Source organism: Cryobacterium sp. TMB1-7, assembly GCF_004402435.1.
GTDB classification, from domain to species: Bacteria; Actinomycetota; Actinomycetes; order Actinomycetales; family Microbacteriaceae; genus Cryobacterium; species Cryobacterium zongtaii.
This window is the reverse complement of sequence record NZ_SOFZ01000009.1, coordinates 1-16,608: the sequence shown is the minus strand read 5'-3', so window position 1 is coordinate 16,608 and position 16,608 is coordinate 1. Positions and strand designations below refer to the sequence as shown.

At 67.2% G+C, this 16,608-nt stretch carries 16 protein-coding genes and 1 pseudogene; 4 read left to right on the top strand and 13 right to left on the bottom strand.

Features of this window, described 5'->3' with window-relative positions; all coding sequences use genetic code 11:
* Positions 1–107: 107 nt before the first annotated feature.
* The 3 genes and pseudogenes from E3O60_RS02980 to E3O60_RS18820 form a co-directional block, all read right to left on the bottom strand.
* Positions 108–527 carry a DUF2304 domain-containing protein gene (locus E3O60_RS02980; RefSeq protein ID WP_088456083.1) on the bottom strand — a complete coding sequence of 140 codons (420 nt, stop codon included), beginning with the start codon at positions 525–527 and terminating at the stop codon, positions 108–110.
* A gap of 4 nt (positions 528–531) precedes the next feature.
* Positions 532–1,260 carry a glycosyltransferase family 2 protein gene (locus E3O60_RS02975; protein WP_088457980.1) on the bottom strand — a complete coding sequence of 243 codons (729 nt, stop codon included), beginning with the start codon at positions 1,258–1,260 and terminating at the stop codon, positions 532–534.
* Positions 1,261–1,707: 447 nt separating this feature from the next.
* Positions 1,708–2,199: pseudogene (locus E3O60_RS18820) on the bottom strand (glycosyltransferase family 2 protein); the annotation flags it as partial.
* A gap of 466 nt (positions 2,200–2,665) precedes the next feature.
* On the opposite strand from E3O60_RS18820, the gene E3O60_RS02965 reads away from it, so the two are divergent.
* Positions 2,666–4,972 (top strand): hypothetical protein, encoded by a 2,307-nt coding sequence (locus E3O60_RS02965; RefSeq protein WP_134409419.1) that lies wholly within the window; start codon positions 2,666–2,668, stop codon positions 4,970–4,972.
* A gap of 77 nt (positions 4,973–5,049) precedes the next feature.
* Here the strand turns inward: E3O60_RS02965 and E3O60_RS02960 are convergent, their stop codons facing one another.
* From E3O60_RS02960 to E3O60_RS02940, 5 genes are all read right to left on the bottom strand, one after another.
* A complete protein-coding gene (locus E3O60_RS02960; RefSeq protein WP_088456081.1) occupies positions 5,050–5,973 on the bottom strand; it encodes an ABC transporter substrate-binding protein in 924 nt (307 codons plus the stop codon).
* Positions 5,974–6,014: 41 nt separating this feature from the next.
* Entirely contained in the window at positions 6,015–6,728 is a 714-nt protein-coding gene (locus E3O60_RS02955) for an ABC transporter permease (RefSeq protein WP_134409420.1), read from the bottom strand.
* Positions 6,725–7,402 (bottom strand): ABC transporter permease, encoded by a 678-nt coding sequence (locus E3O60_RS02950; RefSeq protein ID WP_134409421.1) that lies wholly within the window; start codon positions 7,400–7,402, stop codon positions 6,725–6,727. The genes E3O60_RS02955 and E3O60_RS02950 overlap by 4 nt, the downstream gene beginning before the upstream one ends.
* A complete protein-coding gene (locus tag E3O60_RS02945; RefSeq protein WP_088456078.1) occupies positions 7,399–8,223 on the bottom strand; it encodes an ABC transporter ATP-binding protein in 825 nt (274 codons plus the stop codon). The genes E3O60_RS02950 and E3O60_RS02945 overlap by 4 nt, the downstream gene beginning before the upstream one ends.
* A 160-nt stretch (positions 8,224–8,383) precedes the next feature.
* Positions 8,384–9,040 carry a TetR/AcrR family transcriptional regulator gene (locus E3O60_RS02940; RefSeq protein ID WP_088456077.1) on the bottom strand — a complete coding sequence of 219 codons (657 nt, stop codon included), beginning with the start codon at positions 9,038–9,040 and terminating at the stop codon, positions 8,384–8,386.
* 218 nt (positions 9,041–9,258) lie between these two features.
* On the opposite strand from E3O60_RS02940, the gene E3O60_RS02935 reads away from it, so the two are divergent.
* Positions 9,259–10,308 carry an App1 family protein gene (locus E3O60_RS02935; RefSeq protein ID WP_088457979.1) on the top strand — a complete coding sequence of 350 codons (1,050 nt, stop codon included), beginning with the start codon at positions 9,259–9,261 and terminating at the stop codon, positions 10,306–10,308.
* Between the two features lie 36 nt (positions 10,309–10,344).
* Here E3O60_RS02935 and E3O60_RS02930 read toward each other — a convergent pair whose 3' ends face one another.
* The 3 genes from E3O60_RS02930 to hisD are packed head-to-tail and all read right to left on the bottom strand — an operon-like array spanning position 10,345 to position 13,218.
* Positions 10,345–11,400 carry a quinone-dependent dihydroorotate dehydrogenase gene (locus tag E3O60_RS02930; RefSeq protein WP_134409422.1) on the bottom strand — a complete coding sequence of 352 codons (1,056 nt, stop codon included), beginning with the start codon at positions 11,398–11,400 and terminating at the stop codon, positions 10,345–10,347.
* A gap of 2 nt (positions 11,401–11,402) precedes the next feature.
* Positions 11,403–11,885 carry a transcriptional regulator NrdR gene (nrdR, locus tag E3O60_RS02925; protein WP_134497096.1) on the bottom strand — a complete coding sequence of 161 codons (483 nt, stop codon included), beginning with the start codon at positions 11,883–11,885 and terminating at the stop codon, positions 11,403–11,405.
* 13 nt (positions 11,886–11,898) lie between these two features.
* Complete coding sequence (hisD, locus tag E3O60_RS02920) at positions 11,899–13,218, bottom strand: histidinol dehydrogenase (RefSeq protein ID WP_088456074.1); 1,320 nt, start codon at positions 13,216–13,218, stop codon at positions 11,899–11,901.
* Positions 13,219–13,288: 70 nt separating this feature from the next.
* Between hisD and E3O60_RS02915 the strand changes: the two genes are divergently transcribed.
* Positions 13,289–13,855: a flavin reductase family protein gene (locus tag E3O60_RS02915; RefSeq protein WP_088456073.1), complete on the top strand. Its 567-nt coding sequence runs from the start codon at positions 13,289–13,291 to the stop codon at positions 13,853–13,855.
* Here E3O60_RS02915 and E3O60_RS02910 read toward each other — a convergent pair.
* The gene (locus E3O60_RS02910; RefSeq protein WP_134497094.1) at positions 13,852–14,847 is read right to left on the bottom strand and encodes an IS481 family transposase; all 996 of its coding nucleotides are present in this window, start codon (positions 14,845–14,847) and stop codon (positions 13,852–13,854) included. The two genes, E3O60_RS02915 and E3O60_RS02910, sit on opposite strands and share 4 nt — an antisense overlap.
* 174 nt (positions 14,848–15,021) lie before the next feature.
* The gene (locus E3O60_RS02905; protein ID WP_088456072.1) at positions 15,022–15,807 is read right to left on the bottom strand and encodes a 1-acyl-sn-glycerol-3-phosphate acyltransferase; all 786 of its coding nucleotides are present in this window, start codon (positions 15,805–15,807) and stop codon (positions 15,022–15,024) included.
* A 178-nt stretch (positions 15,808–15,985) separates the two neighbouring features.
* On the opposite strand from E3O60_RS02905, the gene E3O60_RS02900 reads away from it, so the two are divergent.
* Positions 15,986–16,471, top strand: a complete 486-nt coding sequence (locus tag E3O60_RS02900) for a hypothetical protein (RefSeq protein ID WP_134497092.1) — start codon at positions 15,986–15,988, stop codon at positions 16,469–16,471.
* Positions 16,472–16,608 lie beyond the last annotated feature (137 nt).

The following is a 16,608-nucleotide window of genomic DNA, read 5'->3' as shown; positions in this document are numbered from 1 at the left end:
GCCGCTGCTGTGTCCGCATCTATTGAACCGTTCGGCGGGGGCGACCGAGGACGGGAGGAAAGGAATCACGGCGGGCTGCCCACGCCGCGGAAAGTTTAGCGCTCGGGTCAGAGCTCCTGGGTATCCTGCAGCCGCTCTCCGCGGCCGGTCGCGGTACCGTGCAGATCTTCGGAATCCACGCGGCTTTCCAACTCCCGGAGGCGCAGATCCTGCAATGCGGACATCTCCACGAGAGTGCGGGTCTTGCTTTCCAGATCGGTCAATTCGGCGCTGTGCTGGATACAGACGAGGAACAACACGGCGATGCTCACGAAGAAGACCAGGTTGGTCGGCACATCCACTCCGAAGCGCGCCGCCGCCCAGATGAGAGTGTCGGGGAACACGCTGATGACAAGCGCGAGAAGGCCGGCGATGACCCACCACAGCGCGTGGCGCTCGCGCAGGCGACGTCGGCGCAGCATCTCGATCACAACGCCCAGCGTCGCGAGAGCGGCAAGGACGCCGATGATATAGGTGGAAAAGCTCACGGACTCAGGCCTCCGGTCGAAGTGGCAGCGACGGACGGATGAGTGCGAAGCACAGGGCGACGAAGGCCCGGCCGAGGTAAGCGGCGGATCGAAGCGGGTTGTGTGACGGCTGCCCCCCTGCGCGCACCCGCATGATGACAGGCACCTGTTCGATGCGGCAGCCGGCACGAGAAGCGATGACAAGGGCCTCGATGGTATCGCCCAGATATTCCGCCGGATAGTGCGACGCGAACAGTGCGACCGCACGAGGCCCGGAGGCCTTGAACCCGGAGGTCGTATCGGTCAGCGTGGTCCGCGCGGTCCGGCTGAGAATGACGGACAGCACACGCATAGCCCATCGGCGAGGTCCGCGTGCCTCGTAGTCGCCGACTCCGGCGAAGCGGGCACCGATGACCAGGTCAGCGTCAGCGAGTCGCTCGAGCAGGGCCAGCACGTTCGCCGGATCATGCTGGCCGTCTGAATCGATCTGAACGACATTGTCGAAGCCGTGAGCAATGGCGTACTTGAAGCCCAGTCGCATGGCACCGCCGACCCCGAGGTTGACGGGAAGCTCAGCGACGACGGCGCCGGCGCGACGGGCAAAGGCCGTCGTCTGGTCGGCCGAACCGTCATTGACCACCAGGCAGTGCACCCCCGGCAGAGCGGAGAAGACTTCACGCACGACGTCACCGACCGACTCTTCCTCGTTGAAGGCCGGCATGACGATCAGGGTACGCGCGAGGACCGACGACATGTCCTGGGCGATCCTCACCGGGCTGGCCCCGACCGGCGGGACCGAGACGCTCCCGAGGGAGCGGTCCCCCGGCGTGATCGCCAGGGCGTGGCCGAGAAGAGCGCGGGTGCCCCGGCGGTCCCTGGCCGTGATGGACGCGGGGATGCGGGTCACGGCGTTGAGCCGGGAAGAGTAGTGGCGCGAGGCCACCCGCGCCGCACGTTTCCACCCCATGGCGGTCATCCGCTCCGCACACTCCGCGAAGTAGCGCTGCTCTTCGACGAAGCGGGACCCGTCGTCGGCCTTCCATGAGGAGACGCTGCCGGAGTGCCGGCGATACCGGAAACTCGGCTGGTCGTCGAGCACGAGCGTGCCACCGGCTACGACGATGTCGATGAGCAGGGCGAGGTCGAGGGCGACATCGAGGTCGTCCCGGAAGCCGTGTCGGTGCAGACGTGACGTGCGCCACGCGATGGACGGGAAGTAGGTCCAGGCGCCCGCGAGAAGACTCGATGCCAGCCGTTCTCCCGAGATCTGCGTCGCCCCGGCCACGCGCGGCCGATACCAGCCCTTGACCCGATCAGCCAGGGGCAGGACATCCTGGCCGGTGGCGTCCATGACCTGGACCCCCGGCTGAACGAAGTCCGCTTCGGGGAATTCCTCGACAAGCTGACGAATCCGGGCCACGTAGTTGGGCAGGAGGAGGTCGTCGCATCCGACGATGGTCGTGAAATCCGCGGTGGCCAGTTCGGCGCACTTCTTGAAGTTGCCGCTCACGCCCAGATTGATCTCGTTGCGGAGGTAGACGATGCGGGGATCGTCCAGACCGGCCACCCAGGCTCCCGGGGCGGCATCCGGATACTGATCATCGATCACAACGAGTCGCCAGTTCGGATCCGTCTGCGCCAGAACACTCTCCACGGCAAGCCGGAACAGGGCCGGATCGCCGTAGAACGGCATCATCAGGTCGACGGAAAGGGCCTGGATCGCGCGAGCGCTCGACGACGTCATGAGCGACTGACGTCTGCGCTAGGTGCGGACGCGGCACGATCGACGTCAGCGTCGCTGCAAACCGTGTGTTCCAGCGAAAATGTGCTTAACATTCTGATTAGGACTCTCTGGTGACTATCGATCGGATCTCCTGCGGCCCAGGGCCATGTTGCCGCGACGTTCACCCACCAGTCTAACGACGGGAATTCCAAAGAGCCGCGCTGACCCGCGAGATGGGGTGCTGTCGCCGGAGTGTCATCGAGGGGGTGTAGCCGACGCAGTGTAATAGAGTACCTAAAAGTACTGAATGGCAACACGCGTTCAGCTGCTGGGGGGGAGCGCGCGATTGCCTGTGGGCGGCCACCCGAATCTGACCTCTGAACGCGCTGGCCAACGTAGGGAAACGCTCATGATCCGTCTGCCGAATGTCTTACGGATGAGCGCTCGGCGCTGGACGGGATTCCTCGCGGCGATCATCGCCGTCGTGCTCATTGCCCCGCTTTTGGTGGTCGGCCAGGCGCCGTCCCGCGCGGAAGCCGCCTCGGCTGCCGACTTCAACCCCGGCAACATCATCTCTGACGCTCAGTTCTACAACTCGAACACGATGAGCGTCGCGCAGGTGCAGGCGTTCCTCAATTCCAAGGTGCCCTCCTGCCGGTCCGGCTACGTCTGCCTGAAGGACTACCGCGCAGACTCGTCCTATCAGCCGCAACGGGCCGCCGGCTGCGCCGCTTACCCCGGCCCGGCCAATCAGAGCGCTGCGGAGATCATCTGGCAGGTGTCCTCCCTCTGCGGCATCAACCCGCAGGTGATGCTGGTCCTGCTGGAAAAAGAACAGGGACTGGTGAGTGCGACCTCACCCACGTCCGGCATCTACCGCAAGGCGACGGGGTTCGGCTGCCCGGATACCGCCGACTGCGACGCCGTGTACTACGGCTTCTTCAATCAGGTCTACAACGCCGCATACCAGTACAAGAAGTACCAGGCCACACCGAGCGGACGCAACTTCCAGGCCGGCCGGACGAACACCATCCAGTGGCACCCCAACGCCGGGTGCGGATCGTCACAGGTGTACATCGAGAACCAGGCCACGGCAGGCCTCTACAACTACACCCCGTATCGACCCAACAGCGCCTCGTTGGCCAACATGTACGGCACCGGTGACGGCTGCTCCACCTACGGCAACCGCAACTTCTTCCGTATCTTCACGGACTGGTTCGGCAACACCCAGGGCGGGGGCGACTTCGCTCGCACCGAATCGAACGGCACGATCTACCTGCTCTCCGGAACGACGAAGTACGCCGTTCCGTCGATGGACGTCCTGAACGCCCTCGGCGCGCTCGGCCCGTTCCGGATCGTTTCGCAGAGCTACCTCGACAGCTTCTCGACCTCTCCCCTCCTGGCGAGCACCCTGGTGCGTGACGCGGGCAGCGGCGATATCTCGCTCGTCCAAGCCGGTGTGCGGCATCGTTTCACCTCGTGTGAGCTCGTGACCTCGTACGGGTTCGCCTGTGCCGCGGCCGTCAACCTCTCCCCTGCCCAGCTGGCCAAGTTGCCGGTGGGTGGCGAGATGACCAAGTTCTTCGTGGTCAACGATGGAACCGTGTACATGCTGTCGCCGGGCGGTCGCACCGCGATCACCGCGTGGGAGACCGTCATCAGCCTCAACGGAGGCACGGTTCCCTACATCGCCACCATGAGCGCCCAGGCTGCCGCAGCGCTTCCGATCGTCCAGGCCGTGCTGGCACCGATGAGCCTGGCCAGGTCGTCCAGTTCGGCAACCGTCTACTTCATCGACGGGCTTGACCGTAAGCTCCCGATCGCCTCGTTCGGTCTGGCGAGCGAGTTCGGTGCGAACGGCTTCAAAACCGTGCCGCAGTCCCAGCTCGACACCTACTCCACGGGTGCGGCACTGACGCAGACCGTTCGGTGCGACAGCAAGGCCTACTTCGCGGCCGCCGGCTCTCTGCGCGAGTTGGCGCAGGGCGCGGAAGCGTCAGGCCTGCCGGTCACCGACCTGTCGGCCGACTCGTGCGCCCGGCTGCCCCGGGGCGAAACCATTGCAGGCGCGTTGTTCGTGATCTCGCCGGAAAGCCCCACCGTCTACGGGGTCAAGGCCGGCACGGCTCGCGGCGTACCGACCTGGACCACGCTGCTCGCCTTGAACAACGGTTCCGCTCCTCAGATCGTGTGGATTTCGCAGGATGCCCGATCCGCGATCCCGCTTGCTTCCCCGTACTTGCCGGGCGCCTCGCTCGTTCGCAGCCCGGGCGACGCCACGATCTACTTCGTTGACGGTGCCACCCGCAAGATCCCGGTGGCCTCGTTCACGACGACGTCGGCGTTCGGAATCAACTCGTGGTCGTACGCGACCGATGCGTCACTGGCCACGTATACCGCGGCCGCCGGAAGCCTGACGCGTGTCGTGCGCTGCGATTCCACGGAGTATTTCGCCGCGGGAGATCGCATCTACCCGCTGGCCGGCGGAGTCACTCATGGAATGCCCGTGACCGATCTGACCGGTGGCACCTGCGCTGTGCTTCCCCAGGGCGGCGGCGCACCCATCGAGCACGTCTTCGTGAAGACCTCCGACAACGGCACGGTGTACGTCGTCGAGGCCGGGACACGACGTCCGCTCGGTTCGTGGGACCAGATCGTGGCGATCAACGGAGGCAAGCAGCCGATCATCCTGGTGGACGGCCCGGGAACGCTCAACGACATCCCGGTCGGTCCCGCCGTCTAGGGCACCGAGCACACACCCGAACACACAAGAAACGGCCCCGTGAAGATCACGGGGCCGTTTCTTGTGTACGAAGGCGGCTAGATCAGGCCTTCCTGGGTCAGCCACTCCGTCGCGATGGTGTCTGCCGCGGCCTGGTCGTTCACGCTCTGGGCGTTCAGGGCCATCAGGGTGTCGGTGTCCAGGGCAGCGCTGACGGCGTTCAGGATGTCCGCCGCCGAGTCGTCGACCTTGTCGGAGACGACGGGCACGACGTTGTCCGGCAGGAACAGGTTGTCGGGGTCGTCAAGGGCGATGAGGTTGTTCGAGGTGATGTTGGGATCCGCCGTGTAGATGTTCGCGAGCTGGATCTTGTTGTCGACAAGAGCCTTGACCGTCAGAGGTCCGCCGCTGTCCTCAACCGGGGTGAAGCCGGCGATCTCGATGCCGTACTCCTCCTTGAGGGCGGTCGGTCCATACGGGCGGGTCTCAAGCTCGGAGTTGCCTCCGACGGTGATCGGTTCGGTGACCTCGGACAGCGAGGCGATGTCGGTGAGGCCGTAGGTGTCCGCGAACGCCTGGGTGACGGTCCAGGAGTTCTGGTCGCTGGCCTCGGCCCGATCGAGCACGGTCAAGCCTTCCGGCAGGGCCGCTTCCAGGGCCGTGTAGACCTCGTCGGCGGTGCCGGTCGGGGCATCGGCCTCCAGGGCCTGGAGCAGGCTGCCGCTGTATTCGGGGAACACGTCGATCGAGCCTGCCTCGATCTCGGGGAGGTAGGCCTCACGCTGGCCGATGCGGAACTGGCGGTCGACCGTGAAACCGCCGTTCTCCAGTGCCTGCGCGTAGATCTCCGCGATGATCTCGTTGGAGTAGTAGTCCTGCGATCCGACGACCAGAGTCTCGGATCCGGCCGAACTCTCTCCCTCGTCCAGGGGATCCCCGGACGCGCACCCTGCAAGGGCTACGACAGCCCCAACCGCGACCGCGCTGACAAGCGCGAGCCGGCCTCGTGTGTTTGTGAACATGCTGTTGTCCTTCCTCAGGTACCGAAGATTCGGTAGATGTATCACCGTGCGACTGCGGGGCCGCCGGTGCGAAGCTTGGGGGCGGTGCCGAGGCGCCCGGAGACACCCCGCGGTACAACAAACCGTTGGATCAGCGCAAAGATTCCCTCCAGCGCCAGGGCCAGCAGGATTACGAGGATCGACCCGCCCAGCATCTCGGCATAATCCCTGGTTTTCAACCCCGAGAACAGATATCGACCCAGACCGAGATCGGCCACATAAGCGGCCAGGGTCGCTGTCGCGATCACCTGCAGGGTGGCCGAGCGCAGCCCACCGATCAACAGGGGCAGGCCCAGGGGCAGTTCGACCTTCCGCACGATCTGCAGTTCGCTCATTCCCACGGCGCGCGCGGCGTCGATGGTGCGCCGGTCGATCGCCTCGAACCCTGTGTACGCGCCGGCCAGGATGGGCGGGATCGCGAGCACCGTGAGGGCCACGTACGGGGCCACGACGCCGATGCCGACCCACAGCGCGACCAGGGTGAGCAGGCCCAGGGTGGGAATGGCCCGCAGCCCTCCCGAAGTCGTCACCGCGAGGCCGCGGCCTCGGCCGGTGTGACCGATGAGGTAGCCCAGCGGGATCGCGATAGCCGACGCGAACACCAGGGTGACGAGGGAGAAGACGAGGTGCTGTCCGATGCGCAGCGGAATTGCGTTGAGCCCGACGTAGTTGGCCGGGTCGAGGATCCAGTCGATGGCGCTGGCGAAGAGGTTCATGCTGCGCTCACCTCGAGAGGAACACTCGGCTTGGGCGGGGCGACCCGTCGGGTCCAGGGCATCAGCAGCCGACCGGCGAGCACCAGCGCACCGTCGAAGAGGAGCGCAAGGGCCACCGTGGCGACGAGACCGGCGACGATCTCGGCCTGGATTCCGCGCTGGAAACCGTCGGTGAAGAGGCTGCCCAGGCTCTGCACCCCGATCACCGCGCCGACGGTGACCAGGCTGACGGTGCTGACCGCCACGACCCGCATGCCCGCGAGCAGGACCGGGCCGGACAGCGGGAGCTCCACCTGCCAGAACCGCGACCAGGTGGAATAGCCCATCGCGGAGGCGGACTGGCGGACGTCGGCATCCACCGAAGCGAGACCGTCGGCGACGACCCGCACCATCAGGGCGATGCCGTAGAGCGTCAGGGCGATGATCACGTTCACCGGGGAAAGCAGGCTGGTGCCGATCACGGCCGGCAGCACGAAGATCAGCGGCAGCGAGGGCACCGCGTAGAGCAGGCCGGCGCCGGTGAGGATGATCCCGCGGCTCACCCGGTAGCGCCGGGCGGACCAGCCCAGCGGAACGGCGATCACGAAGCAGATCACGATCGGCGGCAGGCTCAGCACCACGTGGTCGAGGGTGCGCGCCCAGATCAGGCCGAGGTTGGCCAGGACCCAGGTCATCGGGCGCTTTCTGGCTTCAGCACACCGGCGAGGCGCCCGTCGCTGTCGACCACGACGTCCTCATTCCCGTGCCGCTCCACGTGCAGCGCCCGCCGGCCCCGATCGGCGCCCACGAAACTGGCGACGAAGTCGTCGGCGGGGTTGGCGAGCAGCTCGGCGGGCGAGCCCACCTGGGCGATGCGGCCGCCGTCCCGCAGGATCACGATCTGGTCTCCCAGCAGGAACGCTTCCTCGATGTCGTGGGTGACGAAGACGACGGTCTTGTCCAGCTCCTTCTGCAGCCGAACCAACTCCTGCTGGAGCTCGGCGCGCACGATGGGGTCAACTGCCCCGAACGGTTCGTCCATCAGCAGGATGTTCGGGTTGACGGCCAACCCCCTGGCCACGCCGACGCGTTGCTGCTGGCCGCCGGAGAGCTGGCTCGGGTATCGGTCGGCCAGCGCGCGGTCCAGCCCGACGGTGTCCAGCATCGCCAGGGCATCCGCCCTGGCTTGACGCTTCGGCGTGCCGCGCAGCAGCGGCACCGTGGCGACGTTGTCGAGGACGGTGCGGTGCGGCAGGAGTCCCGAGTTCTGCATGACGTAGCCGATTCCGCGGCGCAGCTTCACGGGGGGCAGAGTGGCGATGTCCTCGCCGTCGATCTCGACCGAGCCGCTGGTGGGGTCGACCATGCGGTTGATCATCCGCAGCAGAGTGGTCTTGCCCGATCCGGAGGACCCGACGAGCACTGTGGTCTTGTGGGAGGGCAGGACCAGGCTGAAATCCTCGACTGCGAGGGTGCCGTCGGGGAAGCGCTTGCTGACGGAACGGAACTCGATCATGGCTGGGCTCAATCCTCGGTGCGGGCTTGACGTCCCTCGCTCCCGCGGATGCGGGGCGACGGAAGCAGGCAAGTGCGGATGACCAGCCAATCATTCTTCGGAGCCGAATCCAAAGCGGATTGCCGTGGTTCGTCGTCAGCGCCACAGGCGACGAGTCGGGCTAGGCGTCCGTACCGTAGTAGCCGACGAGGTAGTCGTGCATGATGCGTCGGCACTCTGCGATGAAGCGCTCATCACCCTGGGTGTTCCAGGTGAAGGCGCGAGACAGCAGGGAGTCGGCCATTTCGACGGCGACTTCGAGTCTGAAGATGAGGTCGGGGCCACCGGACAGGCCGAATTCTTCCGACAGGACTCCGGCGATCTGGTTGGCGAAGAATCCCGAATCCAGCTGGTCCGGCCCGGTGGACTGGGCGCGTTCACGATCGGCGAAGTGCAGGATGCGGAATCCGGGTTCGGCGCGATACAGCTCCACGAAGGCCGAGATCCCGCAGTCGACGGCTTCCCACCAGGTTCCCGGCTGGGTTTCCTTGAGGGTGTCGGCGACACGCTGCCGGAAGCGCTGGACCGCACGCTCGCGCAGTCCCTCGAGGACCGCGACCCGATCGGGGTAGTAGCGGTACACAGTGCCGATCGAGGCTCCCGCACGTTCGGCGACCATGGCCGTCGTGATGCGGTCGAAACCGACCTCGTCGACGACCTCGGCCGCAGCGTCCAGAAGTGCGGTCAACCTGGCGGCACTGCGCTGCTGGATGGGCTCGGTGCGGATCTGCCGCCCCTGTGCGACAGAGTCTCCCCCGAATATGTCGATCAGCGCCACGTGTCCTCCTTGAATATACGTCACAATCTTAGGGCCCCCGACTGACACCCAGACACAGAACACACCCCCCAAACGGAGTGGGAGCGGCTGCCCCGGGCGGGTCGCCGTGGTGGTTCTCCACCCCGGGACCGTGCCGAGCAGCCCCGCGGCGCATGAGAGACTGAACTGTGTCAAAGTCCCCCGCCACACCGTCCACTCCCCTCAACCCCGTGCGCCTCATGCACCGAGCCGCGCGGATCGAGGATTGGCTTCACGACAAGCGGGAAAAGTTCGCCCGTCGGCGCGGACACCTGCCGGTCGTCATCCCTTACACCGGCTATGGCACCACGGAACGCGTGCGGATTCTCTGCCGCGTCCTGTTGGCAAAACCCGTGAAGTCCACCGGCACCACCCCCAAGCGGCGTCGCACCGACAGACGTGACGGGAGCATCCGCGGCTGGCGGAGCTTCACCAGCGTGCCGGTCAACGACGTCACCGTCACCATCGACATCGGCGGCAAGGCACACCGGGTGCAGGCCGACCGCGGCGGAGTCGTCGACACCGTGATGCAGGTCAACCTCGAGCCGGGCTGGCACACCGCTTCGCTGCACACCCACGCCTCCGGCAGCGTCGACGCTCCGGTCTTCGTGGTCGCCCCCGATGTGCGCACCGGCGTGATCTCCGACGTCGACGACACCGTCATGGTCACCACTTTGCCCCGTCCGCTCCTGGCCGCGTGGAACACCTTCGTCCTCGACGAGCACGCTCGCGTTCCGACGCCGGGCATGGCTGTGCTGCTGGACCGCCTCGCCGATGCGACACCGGGGGCTCCGGTGATCTACCTGTCCACAGGTGCCTGGAATGTTGCGCCGACGCTCAGCCGGTTCCTCTCCCGTAACCTCTACCCGGCCGGGGCGCTGCTGCTCACCGACTGGGGACCCACCCACGACAGGCTGTTCCGCAGTGGCAAGGAGCACAAACGCGACAACCTGCGCAGGCTGGCGCACGAGTTCCCCGACATGAAGTGGGTCCTCATCGGCGACGACGGTCAGCACGACGAGGCGATTTACAGCGAGTTCCAACAGGATTTCCCGCAGTGCGTCGCCGCGGTCGCCATCCGTCGGCTGTCGCCGAGCGAGGCCGTGCTGGCCGGCCGTAGGGCCAAGGACGCCGTGGAGGCCAAGCCGGATCCGCTCTGGGTCTACGGACCCGACGGCGCGAGCCTCGCGGCCCAGCTGGCCGGCCTCGGACTCATCACTGATCCCGGAGCGCCCGGACCCACCGATTGACTCGTGGCCGGGCGCCGGCGGGTGCCGGCCTGCCGGTCAGGAGAGGATCGGGCCGGTGGAACGACCCGCGAGGAGTCTGTCGAGTCCGCGGTTGATCTGGCGTGCCCAGAGCGGTCCGCGGTAGAGAAAGCCGGTGTAGCCCTGCACGAGGGTGGCGCCGGCGTCGAGACGCTCGACGACCTGCTGCGCAGTCTCGACGCCGCCGACCGAGATGACGCACAGTTCGGCCGGCACGGAGGCCCGGATGAGGCGCAGGACGGACAGCGACCGGTCGTTCAGGGGCGCACCGGAGAGCCCGCCGGCGCCGGCCTCGGCCACGACGGCCGGGTCGGTCAACAGATTCTCCCGGCTGAGGGTGGTGTTGGTGGCGATGATGCCGGCCAGGCCGAGTTCCACGGTGAGACCGGCGATGCGGGTCACCTCGTCATCGGTGAGGTCGGGTGCGATCTTGACCAGCAGCGGGGTATCGCCGGCGTGTTCCTGCACCGCCCGCAACAGTGGGGCGAGCTGATCGAGTTCTTGCAGGCCACGCAGGCCCGGGGTGTTGGGGGAGCTCACGTTGACCACCAGGTAGTCCGCGAGAGGGGCCAGTGCAACGGTGCTGACCAGGTAGTCGGCCGTGGCGTCTTCGACCGCGGTGACTCGGCTCTTGCCGATGTTGATGCCCAGGACCGGACGGCTGGGGGTACGGCGAACCTGGCCCAGGCGCGCGACGGCCGCCTCGGCACCGCCGTTATTGAAGCCCATCCGGTTGATGACAGCGCGGTCGGATACGAGACGGAACAGGCGCGGTGTGGGGTTGCCGGGCTGGGCGACCGCGGTGAGCGTGCCGACCTCGACGTGCCCGAAGCCGAGCCGGCCGAGCCCGATGACGGCGTGGCCGTCTTTGTCGAACCCCGCCGCAACACCGAACGGCGAGTCGAAATGCAAGCCGAGGGTGTCCACCCCGATGTCGGTGCGCGGGCGGGTGAACCTGTGCACAAGCGGGCCGAGACCGAGGCGCGGCATCCACCGGATGACCTCGAAGGCCAAGTGGTGAGCCCGCTCGGGGTCGATCCGGGTGAGCACCAGCTTGAAAAGGGTGGGGTACACGTCTACCGTTCGGGTTCGAGATCGGATTCCGACGCGGCGGTGTGCTCGGTGCGCAGCTGGCCGATCGCACTCTCGAAGTCTTCCAACGAATCGAATGCCTGGTAGACGCTGGCGAAGCGCAGGTAGGCCACTTCGTCGAGGTCGCGCAGCGGGGCGAGGATGGCCAGGCCGATGTCGTTGGCCTCGATCTGGGACGCACCGGTCTGACGGATGGTCTCCTCGACCTTCTGCGCGAGCATGGCCAGGTCAGAGTCGGTGACCGGGCGGCCCTGACAGGCCTTGCGCACGCCGGAGACGATCTTCTCCCGGCTGAACGGTTCGACCACGCCGCTGCGCTTGATGATGTTCAGGCTGGCGGTTTCGGTGGTGCTGAACCGGCGACCGCACTCCGGGCACTGCCGGCGGCGACGGATCGAGAGCCCGTCGTCGCTGGTGCGGGAGTCGATGACACGGGAATCTGGGTGGCGACAGAACGGGCAATACATTGTGCCTACGAGCCTACCGTTCCGCGGCCGTGCTGAATCGGACGCTGACGGCGTCACCGTGGGCGGGCAGCGCCTCTGCAGCGGACAGGGCAAGGATGTGGTCGGCCACGCCGGCGAGGCCGTCTCTGGTGTAGCGCACGACCTGCTGCGGGCGCAGGAAGGTGTACGCGCCGAGGGCCGCCGAGAACCGCGCCTGTCCCCCGGTGGGCAGCACGTGGTTGGAGCCGGCGGCATAGTCGCCGAGGCTGACCGGCGCGTACGGGCCCAGGAAGATGGCGCCGGCGTTGTCGATCTGGCCGAGGACGGCGTCGGGGTCTTCGGTCTGGATCTCGAGGTGCTCCGGACCGAACGCGTTGCTGAACGCGGCGGCTTGCTCGAGGTCGTCCACCAGCACGATGGCCGATTGGCTGCCACCCAGCGATGCGGTGACCCGTTCGGCGTGCGTGGTGGTGGTGGCCAGGTCGTTCAGGAGCGCTTCGACGGCTTCGGCGAGCTCGGCGGAGTCCGTGACGAGCACGGCGGCGGCGAGTTCGTCGTGCTCGGCCTGGCTGACCAGGTCTGCGGCGACAAAGGCCGGGTCGGCCGCGGCATCGGCGATCACGAGGATGTCGGTCGGTCCGGCTTCGGAGTCGATCCCGGTGACGCCGCGAACGAGCCGCTTGGCGGCGGCGACGTAGACGTTGCCGGGGCCGGTGACGAGCTGCACGGGGTCGAGGCCGAGGCCGGGCACGCCGTAGGCGAAGGCGCCCACGGCGCCGGCGCCGCCCATGGCGTAGATCTCGTCGACGCCGAGAAGACCGGCGACGGCGAGGATGGTGGGGTGCACTCGTCCATCGAAGTGGCTCTGCGGCGGGGATGCGAGGGCGATGGAGGTGACCCCGGCCACCTGCGCGGGCACCACGTTCATCACGACGCTGGACGGGTAGACGGCCTTGCCGCCGGGAACGTAGAGGCCGACCCGCTGGACGGGGCGCCAGCGCTGCACGATCTCGGCGCCGTCGGCGATCGTGGTGGTCACCAGGGGCGGCACCTGTGCGGCACTGGCCAGGCGTACCCGGCGGATGGTCTCCTCGATCGCGACGCGGACATCCGGGTCGAGGGCCTCAAGGGCCTCGGCGACGTGGGAAGCCGGAACGCGAACGTGCTCGGGGCGTACCCTGTCGAGGCGCTCGGCCTGGTCGAGCAGGGCCTGTTCGCCGCGTGCGCGCACATCATCGATCAGTTCGGCGGCAACGTCACTGGCGACCGTGACGCTGGTGAGCGCCCGGGGCACCGAGGCCAAAAGTTCGGCCGGAGCAGGCCGCGTTCCTCGAAGGTCAATCGTCTGGATCATGTCACTCCAGCTTATCCAAGAACGGTGCTCGCACGGGAATAGGCTGATCGGTGAAACGATTGGCACCACTATGAACGAACGCACCACCGCACCGGCAGGTCTTCCCTCCGCAGGTCTCCCCCACGCCCCGGCCCTCGACACCGACCCGAACGCGCCTGGCGACCTGGCCGCGTTCAAGAACGCGTTTCGCCGTCATGCGGCGGGCGTCGCGGTCGTGACCGCGCTGGACGCTCAGGGCAAGCCCGTCGGATTCACCGCGACATCCCTGGCGTCCATGTCGGCGGTGCCGCCCCTGGCTACCTTCAACATGGCGAAGTCGGCCAGCTCGTGGCCGGCCATCAACGAGACCGAGCGCGTCGTCATCCACCTGCTCGGGCTGCGCAACCGCACCCTGGCCGAGCGGCTGGCCGGACCCAACGCCGAGCGCTTCGTCGGCGATCACTGGCGGGTGGGACCGTACGGCCTGCCCGTTCTCAACAACGTGACGTCGTGGATGGTGGGACGGATCGTGGAGCGCGTGACCGTGCACAACTCTGCTGTGGTCGTAGTGCAGATCGAGGGCGGCGGCCTCGGCGATGACGACGAGGCGCTGATCTACCACGAACGCCAGTACCGGGCGTTGGGCGAAACGCTCTAGCTGTGCTGCCCAGGCAGGTTGGTCAATCTGCTGATGGGTACGGCGCCGCCGATTCCGGTGTGGGGCCTGTGGTGATTGTATTCATGGAGCCAAGCCGGCAGGGCGTTCCTGCGGGCTGATTCGGAGTTGTAGTGGCGTGCGAACGCCCAGCCCTCGGCGAGGGTGCGGTGGAAGCGCTCGATCTTTCCGTTGGTCTGCGGCCGGTAGGGGCGGGTCTTCTTGACCGCGATGCCGAGCCCGGCGCAGGTGTCGCGCCAGAGATGGGATTTGTAGGCGGAGCCGTTGTCCGAGAGGACTCGTTCGACGGTGACGCCGCGGGCCTCGAGCCAGGAGACCGCGCGCTTGAGGACGCCGACGGCGGTGGCGGCTTGCTCGTCGCTGTGGATCTCGGCGTAGGCGACCCGGGAGTGGTCGTCGATAACGGTGTGGATGAACGCGGTGCCGACGGTCATATCGCCGGCAATCCCGCGGCGACCCGTGCGCTTCGCCGTCGCCGAGCGGTTCTTCATCCCCTGCTGGTGGCCGACGAACCGCCAGCCGCCGCCGGGGATGTTGCCGATCTTCTTCACGTCGACGTGGATCATCGCGCCCGGTTTCTCGTGCTCGTAACGGCGGACCGGTTCCCCGGTGCGGATATCGACGTGGCGGAGCCGGTTCAGCCGGCAGCGGGTCAGCACCGCGTGGACGGTCGAGGCGGGCATGCCGAGCTTGGCACCGATCGCGACCGGTCCGAGACGTTGCTTCCACCGCAGATGGACGACTTTGCGAACCAGCGGCTGCGGGGTCCGATTCGGGCTGGAATGCGGCCGGGACGAGCGATCCTGCATCCCGGCCCTGCCCATCGCGGCATACCTGTCGGACCACCGCTTCGCCGTCCGCCACGAGACGTGGAAGTAGAGCGCGGCGTGGGCGACGGACCAGCCGTCCTCGACGACGAGCCTCCCGATACGAGAACGTTGGATCGGAGTTAAAGCAGCGTTAGCGTGGGACACGAGGCCTCCTGGTCGACAGTGAGAGAACTAGACAGCTCCACTCTCGACCGGAGGTCCTCACCCGTCTACAGCTGAATCACACCTCGACCAACGTCCCTGGGCAGCACATCTAGCTCATCCGGTTCGGGCCGGTGGGTGCCGACCCCGCGGTGGCCAACCTGCGGACGGCGCGGTTCACCCGGCCGGGGTTTGGGCCGCTCTGGCGGCCGCCTTGCGTCGCTGTCGTTCCGCTTCCGTCGCGGCGGCCTCCGCCGGGGTGGGCGCGGTTCCGCCCAGGTGGGCGGGCTGCCACCAGCGGCCGGCACCAGGCTCCGGGTAACGCGCCTGCAGGCCGTCCACGAGCTCCTGCAGCACGCCGTGCAGTCGCTGGGTCACCTGCTGCGGATCGTCCTCGGCGTCTACACGTACCGGCGTGCCGACCGCGAAGGAGACCGGGGTGCGATAGGCCTCCCGCACGGATGGCTTGTGGTTCTTCGTGAGCAGCCGGTGGCCACCCCAGACAGCGATGGGCACGATGGGCACCCCGGCCTCCATCGCCATCCGCGCCGCACCGGTCTTCAGGTCCCGCACGGTGAACGACGCGTTCACTCCCCCTTCGGGAAACACCCCGACGAGTTCGCCGGCGTTGAGCGCCCGCACCGCGTCGGCGTAGGCCTGGGCCCCGGCCGTCATGTCGACGTTGATGTGCCGCATCCCACGCAACAGCCAGCCGACGACGGGCTTGTCGAACGCACCCTTCTTGGCCATGAAGCGGATGTGCCGGCGGTTCTTTCGCCAGGTCATCCACTCCACGAGGGCGAAGTCCGCGTAGCCGAAGTGGGTGATGGCGAGGACCGCCCCTCCGGCGTCCGGAAGGTTGGTGAGGCCCGACGCCGACGGCCTGAGCCTGAAGGCTCCGAAAATTGTGCGACCCGCTGCAATCGCCGTGCTGTAGATCGGTTCCCCGCTGCGCCTTCTCATGCCCCCAGCGTAGAACAAACGGCTGTCAAACTGCTGGTCACACGGGGGTCATTGGTCCCGCGCCGTGGCCGGTGTCAGGCACCGATGGGTTCATGACGATCGGAGCGGTCGCGCTATCGTGTCGGCATCCGAGCGAAGGCAACCATGGACGAGACAGCGACGAGACAGCGACAAGACAGTGACGACAGGCTGGAGTGACTTCGCCGTGGCCATGGTGGGCGCCGCCGCGGCGCTGGCGGGCCTCGTCATGGTGGCGATCTCGGTGAACATCCGGGAGATCCTCGCGCTGCCCGGGCTGACGGCACGGGCCGCGGCCGCCGTCGGCTCCCTCGTGCTGGTGGTGGTGACCGGCGGCCTCCTTCTGGTGCCCGGCCAGCCCGGGGCGGTCCTGGGCGTCGAGGTGCTCGTCGCCGTGGGCCCGGCGGTCGTCCTGCACACGATCTCACTCCGCCACCGGGCACGGAACAGCGCGAGTGGGCGGTTCTCCCTGGCCCTCTATCTACCGCTCGCGGCCCTTCAACTGTTTCCCTTCGCGCTGGGCGCGGTGCTCCTCATCGTCACCGGCTCCTCCACCGGCATCTACCTGGTCGCGGCCGGGGTGATCCTCACCGTCATCGGCTCCATGCTCGACGCCTGGGTCCTGATGGTAGAAATCCTCCGCTGACGCCCCCGCGAACTGTGAGTTGAGCCCCAGAAGCCCGCGGCAAAGTCATACGGTCATAGCAACGCTCTGATTCAAGGAGTGTTGGATGGTCAAGCTTTTTCCGGCGGGAACGCGGACGAGGTTCGTGGATTTGGTCT

Bases quoted from the DNA above. Each gene is read 5' to 3' on its own strand.
- E3O60_RS02975 (WP_088457980.1), bottom strand. From the start codon at position 1,260: ATGTCGTCGGTCCTCGCGCGTACCCTGATCGTCATGCCGGCCTTCAAC.
- E3O60_RS02965 (WP_134409419.1), top strand. From the start codon at position 2,666: ATGAGCGCTCGGCGCTGGACGGGATTCCTCGCGGCGATCATCGCCGTC.
- E3O60_RS02960 (WP_088456081.1), bottom strand. From the start codon at position 5,973: ATGTTCACAAACACACGAGGCCGGCTCGCGCTTGTCAGCGCGGTCGCG.
- E3O60_RS02955 (WP_134409420.1), bottom strand. From the start codon at position 6,728: ATGAACCTCTTCGCCAGCGCCATCGACTGGATCCTCGACCCGGCCAAC.
- E3O60_RS02950 (WP_134409421.1), bottom strand. From the start codon at position 7,402: ATGACCTGGGTCCTGGCCAACCTCGGCCTGATCTGGGCGCGCACCCTC.
- E3O60_RS02945 (WP_088456078.1), bottom strand. From the start codon at position 8,223: ATGATCGAGTTCCGTTCCGTCAGCAAGCGCTTCCCCGACGGCACCCTC.
- E3O60_RS02935 (WP_088457979.1), top strand. From the start codon at position 9,259: ATGCACCGAGCCGCGCGGATCGAGGATTGGCTTCACGACAAGCGGGAA.
- nrdR (WP_134497096.1), bottom strand. From the start codon at position 11,885: ATGTATTGCCCGTTCTGTCGCCACCCAGATTCCCGTGTCATCGACTCC.
- hisD (WP_088456074.1), bottom strand. From the start codon at position 13,218: ATGATCCAGACGATTGACCTTCGAGGAACGCGGCCTGCTCCGGCCGAA.
- E3O60_RS02915 (WP_088456073.1), top strand. From the start codon at position 13,289: ATGAACGAACGCACCACCGCACCGGCAGGTCTTCCCTCCGCAGGTCTC.
- E3O60_RS02905 (WP_088456072.1), bottom strand. From the start codon at position 15,807: ATGAGAAGGCGCAGCGGGGAACCGATCTACAGCACGGCGATTGCAGCG.